The sequence below is a fragment of the Exiguobacterium sp. UBA6309 genome, assembly GCF_002439205.1.
Classification (GTDB): domain Bacteria; phylum Bacillota; class Bacilli; order Exiguobacteriales; family Exiguobacteriaceae; genus Exiguobacterium_A.
On record NZ_DJTL01000027.1, the window covers coordinates 135,331 to 159,111 of the forward strand.

Genomic DNA, 23,781 nt, shown 5'->3' on the forward strand with positions numbered 1-23,781 from the left:
TCATAGCCAAAAGACAAGACTGATGAATAGGAGGATGACCACGAGATAAATAATATCCTGACGCTGAACGACCGGTACCTCGTAATACGTTCGCTCTGCTGAAAAGTGACGGGCTTCGAGAGCAATCGCCATCCGTTCTGCCCGCTGGATCGACCGTGAGAAGAGCGGTAAGCCAATTGAAAGAAATCCATCACCAGGAAAGCGACTGTGCACATTGCGAATCATCCGGACTTGCCGCAAAACGCGGACTTCTTCGACCAGTTGCGGCAGAAAGCGAATCCCGGCAAGGAATCCGTAAGCAAAGCGGGGCGATAACTTCGCCTGATGGATCAAGCTCATTACGAAACGGGTCGCATCGGTCGTCGTGACGAAAGCGAGGCTCAGGCAGACGAACGTGGCCATCCGCAAGGCAAGTAACCAGCCGTGCGCGACGCTTTCCGACGTGACATGAAACCAACCGAACGACCAAAGAGTATTCGTTCCTTTGCCGAAAGCCGCCATCATCCAGAACGTCAATAAGAATAATAGACTATACGGCGCAAGTCGCTTCAAGAAATCAAAAGGACCCCATCCGGAGAGGAGTAGCAGTGCGATAGCAAAACTCAGGAATACTAACGTTTTGACCCAGTCATTCGTTGCAATCAAGGCAAACATGATCAAAAACAATCCGCTTCCCTTAATGACGGGATTGAGTTCAGCGAACGGGGACACGTTCGTTTGCATCACGTTTCACCTCCTGGAATTGGTACGAAAGTGGACGTTGTAGCTGACAGCGCTCGAGTAATGGAACGTCAGCGAATAACTCGCTTGGGCGACCGTCAAAAGCAATCCGTCCTTGCTCCATGACGAGGACACGATCCGCATACCGGGCGACGAGCTCCATATCATGCGTCGCCATGACGAGTGTCGTACCGTTCTGTTGTTCCATCTGTAACTGTTCCATTAAGCGTCGTGTCGTCAATCCATCTTGTCCGAAGGTCGGTTCATCGAGCAACAACAAGTCTTTCGTTTGTCCGAGCATCGTTGCGACGCTGAGCCGTCGTTGTTGCCCCGTACTAAGAGCAAGTGGTGACTGCTGTTTGACAGATGTCAGTTCCAGCCGTTCAAGCAACGCCGCGCGCTTAACATTCGTCGCTGCCCGGTGACTCCAGTCGATTTCCGCTTCGACCGTCAGCTTAAGAAACTGCAGATCCGGTTGTTGAAAGACATAGCCAACGTGCTCATAAAAGCGACGCCGGGAGTAACGATGAACCGGACGCCCCTGGAGCTGATACGTTCCACGATTGGGAAGCAACCGCCCGAGTGTCGCAAGCAATGTACTTTTCCCGGATCCATTTGCCCCAAGCAGCATCACCCATTCTCCTGTCTGCATGGAAAATGTCGCATCGGTCAACGGATATGGTGCTTTCGTCGATAATGCAGCGACGTGTAACAAAGAGCGCCCAGCTGTAGCGACAGCGGAAGGCACCTGAAGTCGCGCCGCTTGCGGTCCATCTATGGGTAACGTCTCTAACGTATACGGATACAAAGAGGGAACGGCAATACCTTTCGTTTGAAGCTCTTTGTAATCCTGCGGGAACAGATCCCGTGGATCCGCCGTCGCAGTAATCGATCCGTCCTCAAGTAAGACGACTTGGTCGACGTACGGCAAACAGACATCAAGTTGGTGTTCGATCAAGACGATTGTTAAATCGTGTTCTTTTTGAATCCGAAAAATCAACGCCATCAGCTCATGTTGTCCGATTGGATCAATCTGAGCCGTTGGTTCATCGAGTAATAAGATCGTCGGCTCAAGTGCTAGGACCGCTGCGAGCGCGAGACGCTGTTTCATTCCTCCGGATAGACTCGCGATCGGTGTCGAGAAGGGGAGAGGGAGACCGACGAGTGCGAGTAAGCGTTCAATTCGTTCATCCATCTCCACGCGTGGAATCGAGCGATTTTCTAAACTAAAAGCGATTTCCCGTCCGATCGTCTCCATACAAAACTGTTCTTCTGGATTTTGGAACAGCACTCCGACCGAACCAGAGCGGGTAACAGTTCCAGTCTGTTCGACTTCAATCGTTTCCGGTGTCAGTCCGGCAAGGGCATGAAGTAATGTCGTCTTGCCACTCCCACTGCGACCAAGCAAAAGGGTCGTCCCGTACTCGATCGTCAGCGATACATGATCGAGCACCGATTTTATCTGACCCGGATAGCGGATGCTGAGGTCGTCGACAGTAATCATGCGACGTTCCGTTTCGCTCGTCCTGCCGCAAACCCGTTCAAGACACCGGTCGCAACAAGGCGACGGACGAGAATGGCTGCAAGCAAGCCACCGAGTAATGCGCCGCTGATCAATTGTAAGCCAGTTGTCGCAAGCAACGTCGTCGTTGTGTAGTAACCGAATCCGTTCGCGATTAGACTATAAACGATGCTACCAATCGCGGCTCCGACACCCGATAACATCAAGGTCCATGTGTCATAACGACGGTAACGCGTCATCGCGAAGACGAGTTCCGCACCAAGTCCTTGGCAGACTCCGATCAGAAGAGCGGATAAACCAAAATGACTACCTGTGAACAGTTCGACGGCTGCCGCGACGACTTCCGCAATTAAAGCGGCACCTGGCTTTTGAATGATTGCTGCGACGAGCGGACTCGCAATGATCCAGATGCCAAACATCCAGTTGGCACCGACAGGACCGAAGATCGCTGAGATCGGTAACCAGAGTGTTGACCAACCAAGATAGATGACGCCGCAAGCGACGGCGAGCATCATCATGACCATGATTTCTTTCATCTTCCAGTGTTGCATTAGATACGTCCTCCTTTGAATGGGGGAGACGCCAAAAAAGACCGCCCTCCGTAAAAAAGAGAGCGGTCCTCAGAAAAACTGCGCGCAGCAGGAGTCATTGGATGTGATCGCTCCACTTTCCTACGCTAGTATGAACTAGATCAGGTTCGAAGGGTCCGAAGTGAATCGTCTCAGCCAATTGGGCTCCCCTAGTGGATATGGTAATAGGTGATACGCTGTTCACTTTAGGCAATCCAGCGTCTGTTGTCAAGACACAAAAAAAACGATACGCCGCAAAGGGCGTATCGTTAAACGACTTATTTATTGTCTTCGTTCTCTTCAGCTGTTTCTTCTGAAGACGTTTCTGTTGCTTCCGCTTCGTTGTCTTCGCCAGCTTCTGCTTGTGCCTCTGCTTCTTCGATTTCTTCAAGATCCTGCTCGAGTGTCGATTCGACGACAGCTGCGACTTGAATATCGCCTTCTGTAACGATGCGGAAATCTTTTTGTTCTGGAAGATCGGCTACAGAAATCGAATCGCCGATTTCGAGGTTCGTGACGTCGACTTCGACGTTCTCTGGTAATTTATCTGGTGTAGCGGCGACTGTTACTTTAAAGAGTGTTTGTGATAGGAAACCACCAACTTTTGCACCGGCTGCTTCGCCAACAAGTACAACGTCTGCTTCGACTTCTGTTTCTTCATCCATTTTCACGGCGATGAATTCAACGTGATCGACTGTTGGTGTGAAGACATCCATATCACGGCGATTGATCAAGACGTTAATATTTTTACCGTCGAGTTTGAGTGAAATCAAGACGTTTTCACCGTTTTCTCGGACGATTTTAAGCAATTCTTTTTCTTCAAATGCGATTGGTGTACTTTCCACTTTGTAACCATACACGACGCCAAGAGCTTTTCCTTCATGACGCAATTGTTTACGGAGTGAGCGTGGACGTACCTCGCGTTTTTCGGCTGTTAAATTAACTGACATGTTCATTTCCCCCTTGAATTTGGTATAGCCCTCAAAAGGTAATGAATGTAGGAGCAGGACGAATCCTGAACAATATGAATCATGCTAAGACAATCGGTTTCAGACTCTCATGAATCTGACGCTTTCGTGACTTTGCATTTCTCTCCCAGGTCATTACGCTGATATTGAGAAACATGTGTGAGTAAGTCACCGGTTTGATGCGGTGCTAATGAGTTTATACCCCTGTGTTTTAAATCCATAAACCTCTTTTTTTATCTTTTTGAAGTCGAAAGACCTCCAAACCGCTTGAAATCAGGGGTTGAGAGGTCTTTCGTTTTTTTCATTCTTTATGATGATTCGTTGATTTTCACGAACTAAAACACGAACGAGACGCTCAATTTGCCGCATCGTCGTCTGTCCCATCGTCGAAATTTGCAGCCACTGATTGTAAACGAGATAGTCGCTTTCGTACTGGACGTGATACCCCTGAATGCGCAGAGCGTCGCCTAAATCAGTTGCGGACGGATGAACGATCGTCAGTATTCCCGGCGCTTGTGCTTCTTGTTGTGCGAGGAGTTGGAATCCAGTTGCGCGGACGGCTTGTTCGAGATAGGTCATCTTGATTGCTGCTTGATTAAGATCGAGGGCATCAAGCGCTGCCTGACAGGCAAGCAACAGGTTCGACGAGCCGGAAAAGGCAACCCCTTCCGCGTAGAGCCCTAAATCCAGATAACGGGGAATACAGAGAGAAGGTAGGACGCGATCTGCGTGACCAATGAACGCAAGACCCGGTAAACCACCAATCGCTTTCCCGGAAACAGTCGTGACGAAAGTGCAGCCAGCGTATGAGAAATGTCCGGTTCCAACAGCGCTGATCGCATCGACGACGAGTGCGGTTCGTTGATCTAACAGCACTTTTACTGCATCAAGATCGTAGAGAACACCTGTTGACGTCTCACAATGCGTCAACCAGATCCAGTTGTATGCCGTTTGCCTCAATTGATGAGCGAGTAGCCCCAAGTCGATCGGGTGACCGGGGGGAAGCGTATGGACATCAAAAGACTTGCCGGCACGTGCCGCATGGTCAATCAAGCGTTGACCGAACTCGCCACCGTTTAGGATCAATCCATGCCCAGTGAGTTGTTGCGCGACAATATCATTGGCAAGCGTACCGCTGCCGACGGCCATCGAGACATGTGGCAAATCCAGCAACTGACACATTCGGCCACGTAAATCTTGATCGAGCTGACGCATCGAGGCCGTCCGGTGTGGACGCGGTGCTTGTTGCGCCGCTTGACGGACCGTCGGCGCAACCTCGACCGGACCGGCTAGAAAATGCAGGGGACGTAAGACATCCGCGATGACGGATCGTTCGTATGTTGCGCGCGACAACAACATCGGTACAAACTGGGCGTCACCACTACCAAGCGTCGCTGCAATCGGTGTGAAGCCGAACCGCGCGTATAGTTTTGCTTCCCGCGTCGTACCACTGATATAGACATGATCAATCGTCTCCCGCTCGAGGTAGACCATTAAAAAGCGCATCAATTGCATGAACGTACGACTATTGCGGTATTCGGGACGAACGCTAAGTAAGCGGATTTCCGCTGGGTCCGTCAGTGTCTCGTCTAGCGTCACGCCCTTTTCCTCAAGCGAAAAGGGACGATGCTTTCGAATGGCGATCATCGCGACGAGTCGATCGTCTTCCTTACCGATCAAGTAAGTGTTCTGATCATGGAATCGATCAATTCGTTTCCGTTCGATGTTCGGTTGATGTTGCGGAATCTCTTCTGTAAAGGTGAGGTAGTTCAATTCATGGATTGCTTCCGCGTCGTCCGCAGTTGCAATGGAAAAGTCGATCATGGAGACGTCCTCCTTATGTAATGGCTGTCTTGTGGAGTGCATCATGAGCCCACAGGACAAGTAGACTTACGGCAACGGTACACAAGATATTGACTGACCCTGCGTCTAAGAAGACGGGTAGTAACGGAAGTAAAACGACCGGAATAAGCCCCGCTTTGACACTATCTTTCGTTACGAGATAAGACAAACCGAGTATGCCTAATCCGGCAAGATATGCCCATGGCGTGATAGCGAAGACGATTCCGGAAAATACAGCGTACCCTTTACCGCCGCGTCGTGGGTGAAACAACGGAAACAAGTGACCGATGAGCACGGCGAGGGCGACCGGATAAAACGTGTCAGTGATCTGCAACGCAAAGACTGTCTTCGCGGCATCAAACAGATAAACGAATAAAAAAGCCGGAAGCCCACCGGCACGATGGGCATTGCGGGCACCGATGTTTCCGGAACCGACCTGTGCCAAATCGGTACGACTAATGTACTTAAAGAGCGTACCACCTAAAATGCTACCGATGAGATAACCAAGCAGGAGATCAAGGATCACCGTTGTTCCTCCTTTGTCGTTACGAGATGAACGAGTTCCTTGACGGTCAAGGCGTCACTGTCTGGAGCCGTCAGGACGGCATCGACCATTTTGGCTTTTCGATCTTGTAATTCCGTCATCTTCTCTTCGATCGTTCCGCGTGTCAGCAATTTGATGACGGTCACGTCAGACTGTTGTCCAAGCCGATGGGCGCGATCGGCTGCCTGTTGTTCGACGGCCGGATTCCACCAGCTGTCAAACAGGATGACGGTATCAGCGGAGGCGAGGTTGAGTCCCGTTCCGCCAGCTTTCAGCGAAATCAAGAAGAGATCGACTTCACCGTCATTGAACCGGTCGCATAACGCGACCCGGTCTTCGAGCGGTGTCTCACCCGTCAATAGGAAGTGGGGGAGGTGACGTTGCGCGAGATCCGAACGAATGCGCTCGAGCATTTGCGTATACTGTGAGAAGATCAAGATCCGTTTTCCGGCTGCTCGTTTTTCTGCAATCAGTGAGAGCAGACGCGTTCGTTTCGTTGCTTCCCCTGTGTACCCCTCGACGAATAATCCCGGATCGTTGCAAATTTGCCGCAACCGCGTTAAGCCCGCCAGTAACTTCAAACGATCTTCACGTTTCGTTTCGTCTAAATGCTGCAGCGTCTCGAGTTGCAATTTGGCGAGATACGACGCATATAATCGTTTTTGATTCGGTCCGAGCTCGACATAATGATGCTCGATCTGCTTCTTTGGTAAGTCCTGTAAGACATCTTTTTTCTCACGCCGTAATAAAAATGGTTGAATGAATTGTTGCATGTCATCAAACGACCATTTCTCAAACGTCGCTAAATCCGGCAGTAATTCCGGAAACAAGACATGGAAGATCGACCAGATATCGCGCGGTCGATTCTCAAGTGGAGTTCCCGTCAAGGCGAACCGGCGTTTTGCTTGCAGATGTCGCAGTTGACTGACCGTTTGTGACTGCGGATTCTTCAAGTGCTGTGCTTCATCAAAGAAAACGACGTCATATACAGGGTGGCGACGGACGTCGGTCCGAAGCGTCGTGTAGGAGACGATCGTCACTGTGTTTTCAGCCAAGTACTTTAGTTCGGAAAGTCGGCTAGTTTGAGATCCCGTCACGACATGAACCGGTCGACCGGGTAAAAAGCGCTTCAGTTCCGCCTCCCAGTTGCGGAGCAGTGATGCCGGTACGACGATCAGTGCACGACTATCCGAAATCGTTGCTACATAACAAATCGCTTGAATTGTCTTTCCAAGCCCCATCTCATCGGCCAAGATGCCGTGACATCCGTGCGCGTCCAAATTCTTCAGAAATTGAATGCCCGTCCGTTGATACGGATAGAGTCGTGACTCTAACGAATTCGGCAAGTCGAGCCGGAATCCTTGTCCGGATTTCAATTCGAACCATTTCTCGAGCAAATCGGCATGGAGATGCAGGATGGAGGCACCGATCAGATGCTTCATGTTCCGGACGGCAGGTAAGACGAGTCGTCCGTCGCGTAAGTCGCGTTCACTCGCTTCCATCTGGGCGAGAACCCGTTGCAACTGCTGAAAGGCCCGTGCCTCTAAAGATACGAACTGTCCGGATTTCAAGCGGTGATAGCGTTTTTGTAAGATGAGCGACTTCAGGACACGTTTCAGCTCGTCTTCCGGAATTCCGTCCATCGAAAAGTTGAACACAAGCCAGTCGAGGCGGTCTGTCACGTCGACTTCGATCCGCGGATGAAAGGGTCCTTTTGGTAACGTCGTTCGGATGGCTTGCGTTGCAAATAACTCCAGTTGACCGAGCGCAACCCGTTCGTCAAGCAGACTCCGCAAAAAAGCATACTGCGCGGCATCACTGGTGATGACATAGTGCGAATTCGATGGTGTCGCTTGGAATTCACTTAAATAGCGTAAGACACTTTGCTCCGTTACTTGATCCCGTCCAGCATAAATCGTCTCGTCGAGTGGATTCAGCTGAATCCCTTGATAATCAAACGACACGCGGACTTCAACTTTCTGAGCCGTTCGATCGAGATGGAGCTTAACGATCGGCGTACCGGAAACGATCCGTTCCTGTAAATCAGGACTGAACGAAACATTGGCAACCCGCTGCAAATACTCCGTCTGTCCAAGCAAACGATCGAAGTAGGGCAGGGACAGTTGATGCTGCTGTTTATCCGTCAATCGTTTGAGCGTCACGACGGGTCCAGTCAGTTCGAAATGAATCGCCACCCGACGATCAGGTGTGAGACTGCGTAAATATTTGCGCGCGCCTGCGTCGTCGACTTGAATTGCCGTAAAAGGGCGGATTTGCGGCGAGAGCGGTGTTGGTGTGCCGTGTGCCTGCACATGATGCATCGCCAGCAAAACAGCGACGATATGCCCACAAAATGACGTATCCATCGCAAGTGACGGACAGTTGCATCCAGCGTCGACACCGTGCGCTTTAACGCGAACGGTGACCGTGAATCGTTCCTCGCCGTCGACGCTCGCTTCGATCAGCTCGTCACCCATCCGGTAATTGTGCAACGTGACCTTACGGGCGGCGACATACTTTTTTCCCCGTCGAAAGGCATAGGCATCAGACATCTGTTTGATTTTGCGTTCACTGAGCCCGTAATTCATGAGATTCCTCCTTTAGTTAACATAATATTATTATCGTTCACCATCAAATAAATCGACGGCGCGTTTTTTCTCGGAATCACCGATATGGGCATAGACTTGTGTCGTTGCGACGGATTCGTGACCAAGTAGCTGCTGGATCGTCAGGACGTCGACCCCACCGGTCGCAAGACGTGTCGCAAACGTATGCCGCAATTTATGCGGTGTAATTTTTTTGCGCTCTAAAAAGGGCAGGACTGGCTTCAGTCGTTCCGTGTGCCGCTGCAAAATATGCTGGACCGCTCGTGGACTGAGTGGTTTCCCGTGTTTTTGGAAGACAGGCACTGCGCCGCTCGTTGGCATCTGATAATGAATCGCGTATTTGCGCAAGGCGATTCGGGCTGGTTTTGCGAGCGGAATCAGTCGTTCTTTGTTACCTTTCCCGATGACGCGGAGCGTGTTTTCGTGGAAATCAACATCGTTCCAGACGAGTTGAGTCATCTCACTGAGACGCATCCCGCTGTAGCCAAGTAATTGAAACAACGTCACGTCGCGGACGCGATCGCGTTCATAATGTGATGCTTCCCGGGCATTCATCTCGACGTTTGACGGTAACAACTGAATCAATTCATCCCATTCGCGTTTTGTCAGATAAACCGGTTCCCGTTTCGCTTGTTTCGGTCGATTGACTTTGGCGACCGGGTTTTCCGACAACTGACCGGTATCGACCAAATAACGAAACAGTGACTGTAACGCTGATAACTTCCGGTTGATGACGCTCGGTGCATTTTGTTTCGTTAAGGCAAGGTATTCGGCGTAGGCTTCGATTCCTGCTGCATCGATCTCGACGAATGCTTCAAGCGGAATATCTCGCGCTGTTACCTCTTCACCTGACGCCGCAGCGACGAATTGAAAGAACGCCTCATAATCGTAGACGTAGCGGCGCATCGTTGCTAATGAGAAATGTTTGGCTGTTAACTGATCTAAATAGGACTGAATGAAGCGTGGCATCCGCTCATAACCGGGAATCGCTGGTGCTGTAGCCGAAACGGTCGTTTTATGTATCGTTTTTCCTAGGTTTTTAAATAAACTCATCCGACAATCACCCCTCTAGTAGTAGTATACCAAACGTTGGTACGTCAGACACTTGTTTGCGTGAAATAGTTATTTCACGCAATGTTAAATTGTCAGACAGGGAGCGCTCAGTTGCATCGACAAGGTGATAGACGGGTCGTTGGTCAACTCGATGCACGTGATAATTTAACTTATTTTTAGAGGTTTAAGGGTTGTAGAGTCTATTTAATAACAATAATAGTATTATGTCACCTAAATCACTAAAAAAGAATGAATAGTCAATTTCGCTCTCAGTTGCATCGAGAAGACGTCTGATGGGTCATTGGTCGACTCATTTGATTTCAAGACGATTTCTGAAAAACGACGAAAACGTGCTCGATTTCGCATACTTCATCTTGGTTCGGGTATAGAGTGTTAGGTAAGAGTTATTTTCATAAGGGGGAGTTCTAAATGATTACCGATCAAGAAGCACGTCAGTATTTGAAGGATGCAAAACGCATTGCCGTCGTCGGTGTCTCAAGTGATTCTGGGAAGACGGCGAACTGGATTGCTGACTACTTGGTTCAACACGGGTACGAAGTCATTCCGGTCAATCCAACGTTAAACGAGTGGAACGGTCAAAAAGTCTATCCAAGTGTTGCAAGCATTCCAGGACACATCGATATCGTTGACGTTTTCCGTCGGTCTGAGTTTTTGGCGGATGTCGCGAAAGATGCTGTCGCTCACGGTGACGTCGGGATGATTTGGAATCAACTGGGTCTCTCAAGTGTCGAAGCAGAGAGCCTGGCGCTCGGCGCTGGCATTCCATATATTGAGAATCGTTGCATCAAAATCGAGCATCAATACCTGTGAATCATCGCACGACTTTAGGCATCTTCACCCGTTCGTGAAGGTGTCTTTTTTCATGCCCATTACAGGTTATGCTTGTCAGGAAGCAAGAAGATGCCTACAATTAGAGACAGACTACTTGAAATAACGAACGAACGTTTGTAAAAACGACGTCGTAATTTTGAATTTTGAGGTGAAATGAATGGCGACAGACTTAAATAACTACAATGATGATGCCATACAGGTGCTCGAAGGACTCGAAGCAGTCCGGAAGCGCCCTGGTATGTATATCGGTTCTACCGATCACCGTGGACTTCACCATCTCGTCTACGAGATCGTTGATAACGCGATCGATGAAGCACTCGCAGGATTCGGGGAACAAATTGATGTCACGATCCATAAAGATAATGCGATCACGGTCCGTGACCATGGACGTGGGATGCCGACGGGGATGCACGCATCGGGAAAACCGACTGCTGAAGTCATCTTCACGGTCCTTCACGCCGGTGGTAAGTTCGGTCAAGGTGGATATAAGACGTCCGGTGGCTTACACGGCGTCGGGGCGTCGGTCGTTAACGCCTTATCAACGGATTTGAAAGTAACGATCTTCCGTGACGGGAAACAATATGAGCAAACGTTTGAAAACGGCGGGATTCCGAAGACGACGTTGCTTGAAACGGGTACGACGCGTCAAAAAGGAACGAGCGTCTACTTTAAACCAGATGGCTCGATCTTCAGTACGTTGACATACAACTACGATACGCTTGCGGAACGCTTACGCGAATCAGCCTTCTTGCTAAAAGGTCTGAAGATTACGTTGACGGACGAACGGTCCGACAAACAGGACATCTTCCAGTACCAAGACGGTGTCAGCGAATTCGTTCAGTACTTGAACGATGATAAAGATACGCTTCATCCGACAGTTGCATTCGAAGGAACGGAAAATGAGATCGAAGTCGATATCGCCTTCCAGTTCACGGATGCGTACTCGGAAAACGTCCTTTCGTTCGTCAACAACGTCCGGACACGCGACGGCGGCACACATGAAGTCGGGGCAAAAACAGCAATGACACGGGTCATGAATGAATATGCCCGGAAAAACACGCTTTTGAAGGAAAAGGATAAGAACCTTGACGGAAATGATATCCGCGAAGGGTTGACGATGATCGTCTCGATCCGGATCCCAGAAGAATTCCTCCAGTTCGAAGGACAAACGAAGTCGAAACTCGGCTCACCGGAAGCGCGGACGAGCTGTGACGCTGTCATCAGTCGTCGTCTCTCGACATACTTGGAGGAAAACCCGCAAACGGCGACGCTGTTAATCAAAAAAGCAATTCGCGCTGCGCAAGCCCGGGAAGCGGCACGGAAAGCGCGCGAAGAAGCACGAAACGGGAAAAAGAAAAAACGTTCGAGCATCTTGAACGGAAAACTGACGCCTGCGGCTTCAAAAAACGCGGACAAGAATGAATTGTTCCTCGTCGAGGGTGATTCTGCAGGTGGTTCTGCGAAACAAGGACGAAACCGGACGTTTCAAGCAATCCTTCCACTTCGTGGGAAGGTCTTGAACACAGAGAAAGCGAAACTTGCCGATATCATGAAGAATGAAGAGATCAACACGATCATTCACGCGATTGGCGGCGGTGTCGGAGCTGATTTCGACTTGTCAGATTGTAATTTCGATAAAGTCATCATCATGACCGATGCCGATACCGATGGCGCGCATATCCAAGTCTTATTGCTGACTTTCTTCTTCCGCTACATGCGTCCGTTGATCGACGCTGGGAAGGTCTTCGTTGCCTTACCACCGCTCTATCGTGTCTCAAAAGGGAAAGGCAAATCGGAGAAGTTCGAATACGTCTGGGACGAAGAGACGCTTAAGAAAACGACGAAGAAGTTCGGTAAAGGTTATATGATCCAGCGTTACAAAGGACTTGGGGAGATGAACGCACCGCAGCTCTGGGAAACGACGATGGATCCCGAGACACGGACGTTGATTCGGGTTACGATCGACGATGCTGCCGTAGCGGAAAAACGCGTCTCTGTCCTGATGGGAGATAACGTCGGACACCGCCGGACGTGGATCGAGGACAATGTCGCCTTCGGTCTCGCAGAAGACCTCTCGATCATCGAGAATGAGCACGTGACGAAAGAGAGTGTGAACGAACATGTCTAATCTACAAAACATCCTGAACCTGTCGCTCGAGCAAGTCGTCGGCGACCGGTTTGGTCGTTATTCGAAATATATCATTCAAGATCGTGCCTTACCGGATGCCCGAGATGGTCTGAAACCGGTTCAACGCCGGATCTTGTATGCGATGCATACGGAAGGCAACCTGTTCGACCGTGCTTACCGAAAATCGGCGAAGACGGTCGGCGTCGTCATCGGTAACTACCACCCGCATGGTGACTCATCGGTCTATGAAGCAATGGTCCGCTTGAGCCAAGAGTGGAAACTCCGCTATCCGTTGATCGATATGCAAGGAAACAATGGATCAATCGACGGCGATAGTGCGGCAGCGATGCGGTATACGGAAGCCCGTCTGTCGAAAGTCTCAAGTCTCATTCTTGACGGAATCAACAAACAGACCGTTGATTACACGCTCAACTTCGATGATACGACGGAGGAACCGCTCGTCTTACCATCACTACTGCCGAACCTGCTGATGAACGGTTCGACGGGGATCTCCGCTGGTTACGCGACCGAGATTCCACCGCATCACGCGGGAGAAGTCCTCGATGCTGCGATCGGTCGGATCTCAGGGACGGTCCAGAACGTCGATGACTTATTGACGCACATGCAAGGTCCTGATTTCCCGACTGGTGGTGTCGTCCAAGGGCTTGACGGCATCAAGAAGGCGTTCGAGACAGGACGCGGGAAAGTCATCATCCGCTCGCGCTCAACGATCGAGACACTGCGGGGCGGTCGCCAGCAAATCGTCATCACGGAGCTCCCGTATGAGGTCAATAAAGCGAATCTCGTTAAACGGATGGAAGAACTCCGTCTTGATAAAAAGGTCGAAGGTGTCGCTGAAGTCCGTGATGAGACCGACCGCGACGGCTTACGGGTCGTCATCGAGTTGAAGAAGGAAGCGGACGCAGAAGGTGTCTTACACTTCTACCTCAAACAGACTGACTTACAAATTGCCTATAACTACAACATGGTCGCGATCCACGAGCGGACACCGCGGCAAATGGGCGTCTTGACGCTCCTTGATGCGTATCTCGCACACGTCAAGGAAGTCGTCATCCGTCGGACGGCGTTTGATCTTGAGCAAGCGAAACGCCGCCAGGAAGTCGTCTCCGCCTTGATGACAGCGATCTCTGTCCTCGATGAGACACTTGCCTTGATCCGTTCTGCATCGAATAAAGCAGATGCGAAGGAGAAGCTGATCGCGCGCTTCAACTTCACGGACCGTCAAGCGGAAGCCGTCGTCATGCTTCAACTCTACCGGTTAACGAATACCGATATCGTCGAGTTGCAGGAAGAAGCAGCGAAACTCGAGAAGGAGATCGCTCGTCTTGAGAAGATCCTCAACGATGAAAAGACACGTAATCGTCTCATCGTCAAGGAATTGACGGTCTTGAAAGAACAAGTTGCGGACAAACGTCGCTCAACGATCGAAGCGGAAGTTGAAGAACTGAAGCTGAAGACGGAAGTCATGATCGCTGTCGAGGAAACGATGGTCTTCCTGTCGAAGAACGGTTACGTCAAACGTTCATCACTCCGTTCATTCGGTGCCTCGAACGACTTGCCGGACTTGAAGGAACAGGATCGTCCGTTGCTCCAAGGGCAAGCGATGACGACCGATCACTTGATCGTCTGGACCGTTCGCGGAAACTACTTGCTGATTCCGGTCCACCAATTGCCGGATACGAAATGGAAAGATGGCGGTCAACACGTCGCAAACCTCGTCCCTCTCGAACCGGGTGACCGGGTTCTTTCAGCGGATCTCGTCCGCTCGTTCGATGAAGCTCACCACTGCTTGTTCGTTACCCGTCAAGGGATGGTCAAACGCTCGAAACTGAGTGATTACAATGCACAGCGGAAGTCAAAACCACTCCAAGGCGTCCGTCTGAAGGCAGATGACGAAGTCTTGTACGCTCAGGTCTCGACGGGTCAAACGGACCTGTTCCTTGCGACACAGAACGGTTTCGGACTCTGGTTCACGGAAGATGACGTCCCGGTCGTCGGTGTCCGGGCCGCTGGTGTCAAGGCGATCAACCTGAAGGATCAGGACGTCGTCGCGGGTGCGATCGGCTTCAAGGAAGCGCCGCAGATCGTTCTTTTGACGCAACGGGGTGCCTTGAAGAAGATGCGTCTCGCGGATCAGTTCCAAGTCTCGAGCCGTGCGCTACGTGGCTTACAGTTACTGCGTGATTTGAAATCAAAACCACACCGGGTCGCAGCATTGATCGATGTCACGCAAGCAAAGGAATTAGTTCTCAGCGGGAAAGAGCAGGAGAAAACGATCCAAATCGGTTCGTTATCGTTCCTCGACCGCTTATCGAACGGTTCATTCGCCTATGATGAAGAGAAATTCGGTCCATTGCTCGACTGGTATACACGATGAGATAAGGCTCCTCCGGATAACGGGGGAGCTTTTTTAGATTTAGCAGGGCAGGAGAGGGGATTTTGAGACAAATGCTCGGAATTTTGAGATTTATCGCGAGAAATATCGTTTACAAATTGAAACACTGACCAATAACGGCTACAATAGAAGAAATAGTCAGGTCACGATTCGTCACGAACAAGCGTCGGGTCACGCGTCTCCGCAGCTTTGCTTATAGCGTCAATTGATCAAGCAGCTACGGGACCGTCCCTTTAGCTGCTTGTTGTGCAATCTGCCGACCTTGGAGAGGTGATGAAGATGAAATTCAGACGTCGCGAAAAAGTAGCAATCTATATCACTCGGGAAAAACCTAACGGATGGGAACTACTTGTTTTTCATCCACAATCGGCTCCTGAGAGTGATTGGCAGATTCCTGCAGGTACGATCGAAGATGCTGAAATCGCAAAAGAAGCGGCTGTCCGTGAGACGCTTGAGGAAAGTGGTCTCTCGTTAACATCCGTCCAGTACATCGGCGAAGAAGAGATGCGCTATCCGGAGCGAATGCGGGTGCATTACACGTATTTCTATCATGCGCACATCGAATGCCAAGAGAACCGCTGGACGCACTGTGTTGCTGGTGACGGTCAGGATTGCGGTGATTTCTTTGATTTTGCGTGGTTGCCGCTTGAACGGATCACGCAACTCGAACGCCGCCATCATATATTCTTGGATCGTTTGATTCATCGATTGGAACGAACACGTCCGTATGATTGTCGAAAACACGGTTAACCCCGTGTTTTTTTATTTTGTCTCACTATCTTAAGTTTACCTTTATTATGAGACGAATTCTCATAACTATTGATAATATATGTTATGTTAACTTGAATAAAAAAATGATATTTTAGTCAGATCCATTTATCCCCCTGCCATTTAAAAATCGGTCTATCGTCCTGTTGGTCTTCCTCCTTATTCTTTGTTACTCTAATAACAGTAACACTGCAAATGTTACCTTTTTAACGGTAACAAATTAAATGTTTCCATGATTGCGGTAACAAATGAACAGGAGGAATCGTCATGCAAGCTGTTGCTTTGTCGTTTGATGTCAAAGGCTCCCGCGATTATCCGAGCAAAGAAGCATTACTTCAAGGGCTTCGTGTACTCGCGAACGATCTGAATACAGCATTTCCATTGAGTATCGTTCCGTTTCAAATCAAATCCGGCGATAGTTTACTAGCGGTATTCGCAGATTATCCGGTTAGTTATCCGGTCATTCTGCACTTATTGAATCAAGAATTGCCAGGTTACATCGGGATTGGATTTGGTCAATATGAGACGATTTCGACGACGCGGGCTGAAGAAGCCAATGGTAGTGCAATCATTCATGCCTTTGAAGCACAGAAACTGGCGAAGACGCTTCCATCGCGGATTGCTTTTGCTGGACCGCCCTACTTACCGACCGCCCTGCTGAACGGTTATCTCGAGATGCTGTATCCGGCTTACTTCGGGAAGACGGACCGTCAGATTGAACTGCACCGGTTGATGGATCGATATCCAGATGATACGTATGAGGAGATCGGACTGAAGATGGGCTTCAAGGAACAAGATGCCCGCGTAAATGTCGCAAAACTCGTCTCCCGCTCGCAACGTAAGCAACGGAAGCGACTTGAAGCTGCCTTGACCCAGGCACTGGAGCAATTCCAAGTCTGGGAGGCGATTCGGTGACCGTCTTACTTAGTCTTTTACTTGTCCATCTACTTGCTGATTTTCCATTACAGACGAAACGAATGGCGCAATTGAAACATCGACACCAACGAATCTTACTCCAACATCTTGCCGTTCATGCGGCTCTGATGCTACTTGTGCTTGCGTTCTTCGTCATCCAAGGGGAATTGACCATCGACATCGCCGGATGGCTTGGAGGCAGCATTCTCGTGTTTCACGCCCTACTCGATGCTTCCCCGCTCAAACGCCGCGTCAAACAAGCAGTAGCGTACTGGATCGATCAAGCGTTACATATCGCTGCCATCATCGCCTTGACATGGGTGTTCGTTTCGATCGATTGGTCGTTGTCGTTCTCGCGACCGGAGCAGATCCTGTGGATTCTTTGCTTTAGTTTAGTGACGACGGAGTTACTCGGTCACGGAATCGCCTTGATGCTCGCACCATTCGCCCCGCGATTGATTGAAGCACATTTCGAGCGGAAAGTGACACGCAAAGAGCAATTAGATGGCATCTCGCGGACCGTCACGCACGAAGTCGAAGATTCTGCACGCAGTTATACGACGGAATTAAGCGGGATCGGACGTTATATCGGTCTCGTCGAACGCGCAATCATCACCCTGCTCGTTGTCACGAATGCAACTGGAGCCATTGGCTTCATCATTGCCTTGAAGGCACTGGCTCGTTTTAAACAGTTTGAAGATCGCCGCTTTGCGGAATATTACATCATCGGGAGCTTGCTCAGTATCTTAGGAGCGATTTTATGTGGACTGGCGATCCGTGTCGCTTTGTAAACGATGAATGAAAGTGAGGGAGACGGTTTAGGTTTAATCCGTCGTACGGCATATGAAACAAATTGGATTAGTCAGGCATCACCGGGTGACGGAAGGATATCCGACGAAAGGCTGGATTAGCGCTAGCGATATTGAAAAATGGATTGAACGGTATGATACGTCAGAGATCGATATTCAACCGGTCGAGCTCGGTCAGATTGACTGGACAGTCTGTTATGCCAGTAGCATGCCGCGTGCCGTCCAGACGGCGCAAAGCGTTTATGATCAAGAAATCATCGTGACGGATCTGCTGCGTGAAGTGCCGTTTCCGACGATTCGGTCGAATCTCCGATTACCGTTCCTCGGCTGGGCGGTTCTCGGTCGATTCGCAGCCCCGTTCAGTAAACGAATACAAGCCGAAATCAAGGATGCGAATGAACGGATTGAAGTGCTCTTAAATCAATTAATGTTCGAAGACGACGAACGGGTTCTACTCGTCGGTCACGGCGGCATGATGATCCTGATGCGCGCTGCCTTAAAACGACGCGGTTACAGCGGACCACGGTTCGGTCATCCGCGCAATGGCATGCTGTATCTGTTCGAGAAAGAGGAACCGACATGTTGAAATGGGGATCAACGATTCTATTAGCACTCTGTTTAATCGTCATCTTCTATACGACACGGGACGAAGCACCCCCTGCCCCGACGGCAGGACAGATGGAGATCTATGGTTTTGACGTCGGTCAAGGAGATAGTACGTTCATCCGAACGAAGGAAGATGCGATCTTGATTGATGGTGGGAATAACGGCAAAGGCGAAGATGTCGTCCGCTACCTGCAAAAATTGGGTATCAAACGCTTAACAGCGGTCATTGCGACACATCCGGACGCCGATCATATCGGTGGACTCGATACCGTCCTCGATGCCTTTCCAGTCGACAGCGTCTATGCCCCGCGAGTCACGCATACGACGGAGACGTATCGCGATTTCCTCCTTGCCGTCAAACGCGAAGGGGTGACGATCAAGTCAGTTAAGGCAGGTCTTAAAATACCGAGTGAAGCCGCACGCTTTACGTTCCTTGCTCCTCTAACAGACGGGACACAGGATCTTAACAGCTGGAGTGCCGTCCTCCGGGTCGAACATGGACAAGACCGCTTCCTCTTCATGGGCGACGCGCCGATCCGAACGGAACGACAATTACTCGAGTCAAACGCCGATGTACGTGCTGATGTCTTAAAGCTTGGACATCACGGGGCAGACACATCGTCCTCCCTGCCCTTCCTACAAGCTGTATCACCAAAACGTGCCTTGATCTCAGCCGGAAAGGACAATGCCTATCGTCATCCACGTCCTTCCGTCTTACAAGAACTGAAGGCAGAACGGATTACGATTGACCGAACCGATCAAAGTGGAACGATTCAGTATATCTCGACTGGTGACGGTATCAAGGAATCAAACCGGCCTGATTTACGACCGGAATAACGAGACGCGGAGGTGTATCAGATGCGATTGACCGTAGCTGATTTTGAAGATGATCTAGCAATTTGTGAGACCGACGACCGTGAGACGATCACGTTACCGAAAAGTCGTTTACCGCGCCAAGCGACGATTGGCGACCGACTCGATTGGAGCGGACGCTCGATTCGAATCTTACGCGATGAGACGAACGTGCGTAAAAAAGAGATCACCGAGCTGATGGATGATCTCTTTGAAGAATGATGGGATTCCCTCGGTGCGCTGAGGGAGTCTTTTTTAATCAAGTAGACTGATGATGAGTCCAGTGAGGATGCTTGCTGTGAATAAGAAACCAAGCGTATACGTAAGCAAACGTAATCCGATTGGGAGTCGACGGATCGCGGAAAAGGCACGACGATTCGGGGGACCTCCGGAAACGATGCGTTGGTAATCATCGAGCGGACTATGGACGACGTCATGTTGAACGACTGGAGTGGTATCGGATTCCGTAGTGTATGGTTTCATGAGTCCATTCCTCCTTATCTTAGCAACCCTAAATACATTATTCGATCAATGACTTCCTAATCCTGTTTCAATGTTTTTGATATTTCACGAAACTTTTGGATGAAAATGGTAGTATAAAAGGTAGACGTATTTCTTTATGCGTGATTCCTGGAAAATCACTAGCAGTTTTTTCTGAATTTTCGTACACTTTAGAAATACGATGTATCTTAAAGGGGGAATCATCCATGTTTCAAACGTTACGGACATCACTCAAACAATCTGTCCTTGGTCAGGACGATGTGATTGATCATTTATTGATGGGCTTGCTCGCGGAAGGCCATGTGTTGCTCGAAGACCGTCCGGGGACCGGTAAGACGACACTAGCAAAAGCGCTGGCGCAGACACTCGAAGCGAAGTTCTCACGTATTCAATGTACAGCGGATACGTTACCTACTGATCTACTTGGGATGGAGCTGTTCAACCCGCTGACAGGATCGTTTGAACAACGGTTTGGTCCGCTATTCGCGAATATCGTCCTCGTCGATGAAATTAACCGGACGACGCCACGAACACAATCAGCATTGCTCGAGGCAATGGCGGAAGGACAAGTGACGATCGGCGATATGTCTTATACGTTACCGCAACACTTTCTTGTCATCGCGACACAAAATCCGTTTGATGGACACGGTACATTCCCGCTGCCGCATGCCCAACTCGACCGTTTCTTGTTCAAGTTGTCGTTCGCTCCGCTGACACGTCAGGCGGAGAAGGCATTATTACGTGGAGCGCACTTAACAGCAGCCGAACTACAGATTCCGCTCGAACAACTCAATGACTGGAAAGAGGAAGTCGTCGCCGTCTCGATCGAAGACAGCGTCGAAAACTACTTACTCGATGTCTGTGATGCACTCCGCGCCCATCGTGACGTTGAGATCGGGCCGAGTCCACGAGCGACACTCGCACTCTTAAAAGCAGCAAAAGCACGCGCTTGGATGCAGGAGCGGACGTACGTCACACCAGAGGACGTCAAACACTTAGCGACACCACTTCTCGCTCACCGACTCGTCCTGACACTCGAAGCGACGTTGAAGTTGTCGAACGAACGTCTCGTCCAGCAGGTTCTCGATTCACTCACCGTTCCGACTGAGGTGTAATCATGCAATTGATCACACCAAAGGCTTTTAACCTCATCATTCTCACCATGACGGGCGCGAGCGGGATCATCGTCGGACTCTATGGTCCTGTTTGGATGGCGGCTTTGTTATTCGCCTATACGATATATGGCTGGGTGATGCCGTATTATCTTGAATACGTCGCGAAACGGATTCACATCCGTCTCCTTGAGACAGTCCGTGCCTTCCGGGAAGAAGCGATCCAAATTCCGTTCGAACTGACGAATCCGACGAAGTTACCGCTCGGCCGGATTACGATCTCCGGATTACTCGGGGATCAAATCAAGCTTCCTGACGCGAGTAGTCAGTTTTGGCGTCAACACATGTACGTTGGTAAACAGACGATCGTTCCGTTTTCAATCGATGTCATTGCCGCCCACCGGGGAACGATTCGCATTCAATCGTTTGACATCATGATCTCGGACCCGTTCCATCTCATGACGATCTATATCACGCTCGACATCCAGGAGTTGGGTCACGTCTTCCCTGACTTCGCACCAGCGTCCGTCGAGTGGAACGAGCGGATGATTCCGGGTGAGACGATTGATCGTTCGAGTCCGTTTTCGGATCGTTCGAGTTTTCATTCAGTCGTTCCCTATTCCGGAGACGCGAAATCGATCTATTGGTCTGCCTATGCAAAGACAAACGAACTGTATTCGTATCAATATGATCGGAAACGTAATCATGATTATGCCGTGATCGTCGATGGTCTGTCAGCAGACGGGCTCGCCCTCCGCTCTGACTTCGAGAAACTCTTATCGCGTGCCGCAACAATCATCCGCGAACTCGAAAAACAAGGCGCTTCCTACAGTCTTTGGATCTCGATGGTCAATCGAACGGGTCAGTGGTATCATGTCCCGTCCGGTACGGGGAAACATCAGTTCCTGCGGACGATGGAATGTCTTGCCCGGATCTCGGAATATGACTTACCACTCGAGCGCCGCTATTTCACGAAACGCTTACAACGGAGCGTTCCGTCAACGACGGCAGAGATCCATCTCGGTCATCGGCAGAAAGGGGTGAGCGCATGATTCTCTGGTGGATTTTCCTAGCGAGTCTGTTACCCGTTCCGTTCTATCTAGCACTCGTTTTCCCGGCACTTGCCTTCGTGCCGCACCGCTCGCTTCGGATTGGACTGCAGCTACTCGCAGCGGGATTACTGTTCATTCTATCTCCGGTTGCTTGTATTTTAGCTCTTATCTTCGTCGCCTGGACCGCATTTCTTGATACGGTCGAGTCAGCTTGGCGTTACGCCGCAAGTGGACTGATCGTCGGTGGCGTGATGATTCTATTCCCAGGTGTGACTCCACCGCTTGGTGCCTTTTTGCTCCTCTTCCTTGTCGTCGCGTATCCATTCGTCGTCACCTATATGACAGAATGGCGACGTATCTTCTCAACAGTTGGTCTGATGCTGACGTTAGGGCTCCTTTTAGCCGGTCTTTTTCGATTGACGAAGGAAGTACTCGTAGGATCCGTGACGAATTCGATCCGACCGCTGTTTGAAGCATTTGGCTCCCTCTTCCTTTGGACGGAGCCACTCGGACGAAAAGCGGACAACATGACGAACCGCGCGATGGGACTTGAAAACATCAAAAGCGTGGAAGACGTCAAACAAGCAACGGTCCAAGCGGGAACGTCACATTGGATTTGGATCGTGACGGCAATCGTGACTGTATTGTTCGTTGCAATCACGCTGTACGTCATCCGGAAGCGAAAAGTCATTCCGATTGAAATGGAACAGACTGTCAAACGTTCCAAACAGATACGAACGCATGCTCCAAAACGTTATAGTCATCACCCGCTGCTGAAGATTGCTTCGCAACTTGAACAAGCCTTCCCAAGACGTCATGAGGAGACGACGCTTGAGTGGTTGATGCGGATTGAGTTCCCGGATGCGTCATCCAATGCGCGTTTAATCGACGGGATTGAATTCAGTACAAGCGAACCCGCCTATGATATCCAAACGTTCCGGCGTCAAGTACGCGAACAAATCGAACGTTAACAAAAAGCCTTTGCTCGTGGAGCAAGGGCTTTTTGTCGCATTAAGTGCGCATCAATTGATTGCGTAGTGTCGTCGCAAGTCACCAGTCGCAGAGATGGTTTGATCCACCATCGTGCCACCACAACATGTCAATATCCGGGAAATCGTCTTAGCGCCAACAAAACATTTCGATGGACGAAAAACAGACCGAAGCGAAAAGAAATGAGTACACTTTCGGTCTAGTTTCCTTCAAGCGTTAATTTTCCAGGTGGCTCTGTTCAATTGTTTGAAAAATCGATTGATAGATCCTCAGTTGCTCCGAACGATTCGGTCGTTCGATCCCCTCTCCGAACAACCAGGTCGTCTCTTGCGTATCGTCATAGAGCATACCAGCTGCAAACGTCGGATTCGGCACCGAGATGCTTCCCTCATATGAGAGACTCGGATCAAGAAACGGTTCGATGGATTTTTGAGAGCCGATGAAGAAAAATGGAATATGTGCTTTCCGGTAGACGGAGGCATAGTCACGTCCTGCTGCCTTATGTAAGTACTCCGGCATGATCATGACGGCGTCATATTGACGTAAATCTCCTTTGATTTCCTGCAGATCAATTGAGTGGAAGTCCGGAGATTGTGTAAGAACTGGAGCCGTTCCGACGACAGCGATGGTGAGATCGATGGTACTAGCTTTTGGCGTCAACGTCGATTTTTTCAACATACACACGGTAAGCAGTAGACTGAGTGCAAGTAAAGTCATGACGGTTCTTTGTCTCATCTGTCCCTCCATGATTTCCTGATATTAGGTCTTTCACCTAGTTTCTTTATACCATAAAAATGTGTGGAGTTATGTTTTCGAACAATAGGGAAATCACAAGAATAAAGTGTCAACGGAATCCGATAAAAAAAGACTCCCTAGTTGGAGTCTTCTTACTTTTCAGCATCGATTTTTGAAGCCTTACGCGCAATGACGACAATAAAGACGATGGCACCGACAGG

At 49.9% G+C, this 23,781-nt stretch carries 22 protein-coding genes and 1 riboswitch; of the genes, 12 read left to right on the forward strand and 10 right to left on the reverse strand.

The window, feature by feature from the left end:
* The 8 genes from B3M90_RS09720 to B3M90_RS09755 all read right to left on the reverse strand — a co-directional run bounded on the left by B3M90_RS09720 (nt 1) and on the right by B3M90_RS09755 (nt 9,824).
* The gene (locus B3M90_RS09720; RefSeq protein ID WP_290783834.1) at nt 1–723 is read right to left on the reverse strand and encodes an energy-coupling factor transporter transmembrane component T family protein; all 723 of its coding nucleotides are present in this window, start codon (nt 721–723) and stop codon (nt 1–3) included.
* Entirely contained in the window at nt 695–2,224 is a 1,530-nt protein-coding gene (locus B3M90_RS09725) for an ABC transporter ATP-binding protein (RefSeq protein WP_290783836.1), read from the reverse strand. The genes B3M90_RS09720 and B3M90_RS09725 overlap by 29 nt, the downstream gene beginning before the upstream one ends.
* The gene (locus B3M90_RS09730) at nt 2,221–2,793 is read right to left on the reverse strand and encodes an ECF transporter S component (protein ID WP_214853841.1); all 573 of its coding nucleotides are present in this window, start codon (nt 2,791–2,793) and stop codon (nt 2,221–2,223) included. The genes B3M90_RS09725 and B3M90_RS09730 overlap by 4 nt, the downstream gene beginning before the upstream one ends.
* Before the next feature lie 100 nt (nt 2,794–2,893).
* Nucleotides 2,894–2,993: riboswitch (TPP riboswitch) on the reverse strand.
* A 96-nt stretch (nt 2,994–3,089) separates the two neighbouring features.
* Nucleotides 3,090–3,761: a 50S ribosomal protein L25/general stress protein Ctc gene (locus tag B3M90_RS09735; protein WP_035407916.1), complete on the reverse strand. Its 672-nt coding sequence runs from the start codon at nt 3,759–3,761 to the stop codon at nt 3,090–3,092.
* Nucleotides 3,762–4,052: 291 nt separating this feature from the next.
* Nucleotides 4,053–5,603 carry a GNAT family N-acetyltransferase gene (locus B3M90_RS09740; protein ID WP_290783838.1) on the reverse strand — a complete coding sequence of 517 codons (1,551 nt, stop codon included), beginning with the start codon at nt 5,601–5,603 and terminating at the stop codon, nt 4,053–4,055.
* A gap of 13 nt (nt 5,604–5,616) precedes the next feature.
* Nucleotides 5,617–6,147 (reverse strand): glycerol-3-phosphate acyltransferase, encoded by a 531-nt coding sequence (locus tag B3M90_RS09745; protein WP_290783840.1) that lies wholly within the window; start codon nt 6,145–6,147, stop codon nt 5,617–5,619.
* Nucleotides 6,144–8,753: a DEAD/DEAH box helicase gene (locus B3M90_RS09750; RefSeq protein ID WP_290783842.1), complete on the reverse strand. Its 2,610-nt coding sequence runs from the start codon at nt 8,751–8,753 to the stop codon at nt 6,144–6,146. Before B3M90_RS09750 ends, B3M90_RS09745 begins: the two co-directional genes overlap by 4 nt.
* 30 nt (nt 8,754–8,783) lie before the next feature.
* Nucleotides 8,784–9,824 carry a tyrosine-type recombinase/integrase gene (locus B3M90_RS09755; RefSeq protein ID WP_290758487.1) on the reverse strand — a complete coding sequence of 347 codons (1,041 nt, stop codon included), beginning with the start codon at nt 9,822–9,824 and terminating at the stop codon, nt 8,784–8,786.
* Between the two features lie 429 nt (nt 9,825–10,253).
* Between B3M90_RS09755 and B3M90_RS09760 the strand changes: the two genes are divergently transcribed.
* From B3M90_RS09760 to B3M90_RS09800, 9 genes are all read left to right on the forward strand, one after another.
* Nucleotides 10,254–10,655 (forward strand): CoA-binding protein, encoded by a 402-nt coding sequence (locus tag B3M90_RS09760; protein ID WP_035407950.1) that lies wholly within the window; start codon nt 10,254–10,256, stop codon nt 10,653–10,655.
* 178 nt (nt 10,656–10,833) lie between these two features.
* The gene (parE, locus tag B3M90_RS09765; protein WP_035407952.1) at nt 10,834–12,804 is read left to right on the forward strand and encodes a DNA topoisomerase IV subunit B; all 1,971 of its coding nucleotides are present in this window, start codon (nt 10,834–10,836) and stop codon (nt 12,802–12,804) included.
* Nucleotides 12,797–15,202 carry a DNA topoisomerase IV subunit A gene (parC, locus tag B3M90_RS09770; protein WP_290783844.1) on the forward strand — a complete coding sequence of 802 codons (2,406 nt, stop codon included), beginning with the start codon at nt 12,797–12,799 and terminating at the stop codon, nt 15,200–15,202. The genes parE and parC overlap by 8 nt, the downstream gene beginning before the upstream one ends.
* Nucleotides 15,203–15,499: 297 nt before the next feature.
* Nucleotides 15,500–15,970, forward strand: a complete 471-nt coding sequence (locus B3M90_RS09775; protein ID WP_251137843.1) for an NUDIX domain-containing protein — start codon at nt 15,500–15,502, stop codon at nt 15,968–15,970.
* A gap of 285 nt (nt 15,971–16,255) precedes the next feature.
* Nucleotides 16,256–16,903 carry a hypothetical protein gene (locus B3M90_RS09780; protein WP_214853822.1) on the forward strand — a complete coding sequence of 216 codons (648 nt, stop codon included), beginning with the start codon at nt 16,256–16,258 and terminating at the stop codon, nt 16,901–16,903.
* Nucleotides 16,900–17,694, forward strand: coding sequence for a DUF3307 domain-containing protein (locus B3M90_RS09785; protein ID WP_290783847.1), 795 nt, complete (start codon nt 16,900–16,902; stop codon nt 17,692–17,694). The genes B3M90_RS09780 and B3M90_RS09785 overlap by 4 nt, the downstream gene beginning before the upstream one ends.
* 52 nt (nt 17,695–17,746) lie before the next feature.
* Nucleotides 17,747–18,298 (forward strand): histidine phosphatase family protein, encoded by a 552-nt coding sequence (locus B3M90_RS09790; protein WP_035407960.1) that lies wholly within the window; start codon nt 17,747–17,749, stop codon nt 18,296–18,298.
* On the forward strand, nt 18,292–19,155 hold the full coding sequence (locus tag B3M90_RS09795) for a ComEC/Rec2 family competence protein (protein ID WP_251137842.1): 864 nt from the start codon (nt 18,292–18,294) through the stop codon (nt 19,153–19,155). The genes B3M90_RS09790 and B3M90_RS09795 overlap by 7 nt, the downstream gene beginning before the upstream one ends.
* Nucleotides 19,156–19,176: 21 nt before the next feature.
* A complete protein-coding gene (locus tag B3M90_RS09800; protein WP_214853815.1) occupies nt 19,177–19,392 on the forward strand; it encodes a DUF3006 domain-containing protein in 216 nt (71 codons plus the stop codon).
* Between the two features lie 33 nt (nt 19,393–19,425).
* Here the strand turns inward: B3M90_RS09800 and B3M90_RS09805 are convergent, their stop codons facing one another.
* Entirely contained in the window at nt 19,426–19,653 is a 228-nt protein-coding gene (locus tag B3M90_RS09805) for a hypothetical protein (RefSeq protein WP_290783851.1), read from the reverse strand.
* 224 nt (nt 19,654–19,877) lie between these two features.
* Here B3M90_RS09805 and B3M90_RS09810 point away from each other — a divergent pair, with 224 nt between their 5' ends.
* From B3M90_RS09810 to B3M90_RS09820, 3 genes are read left to right on the forward strand one after another with little or no spacing between them, the layout of a single operon-like run.
* Nucleotides 19,878–20,786, forward strand: a complete 909-nt coding sequence (locus B3M90_RS09810) for an AAA family ATPase (RefSeq protein WP_290783853.1) — start codon at nt 19,878–19,880, stop codon at nt 20,784–20,786.
* A 2-nt stretch (nt 20,787–20,788) separates the two neighbouring features.
* Complete coding sequence (locus tag B3M90_RS09815; RefSeq protein WP_290783855.1) at nt 20,789–21,835, forward strand: DUF58 domain-containing protein; 1,047 nt, start codon at nt 20,789–20,791, stop codon at nt 21,833–21,835.
* Nucleotides 21,832–22,806, forward strand: coding sequence for a hypothetical protein (locus B3M90_RS09820; RefSeq protein WP_290758455.1), 975 nt, complete (start codon nt 21,832–21,834; stop codon nt 22,804–22,806). Before B3M90_RS09815 ends, B3M90_RS09820 begins: the two co-directional genes overlap by 4 nt.
* Before the next feature lie 235 nt (nt 22,807–23,041).
* Here B3M90_RS09820 and B3M90_RS09825 read toward each other — a convergent pair whose 3' ends face one another.
* Nucleotides 23,042–23,560, reverse strand: a complete 519-nt coding sequence (locus B3M90_RS09825) for a hypothetical protein (protein WP_290750411.1) — start codon at nt 23,558–23,560, stop codon at nt 23,042–23,044.
* Nucleotides 23,561–23,781: the final 221 nt, after the last annotated feature.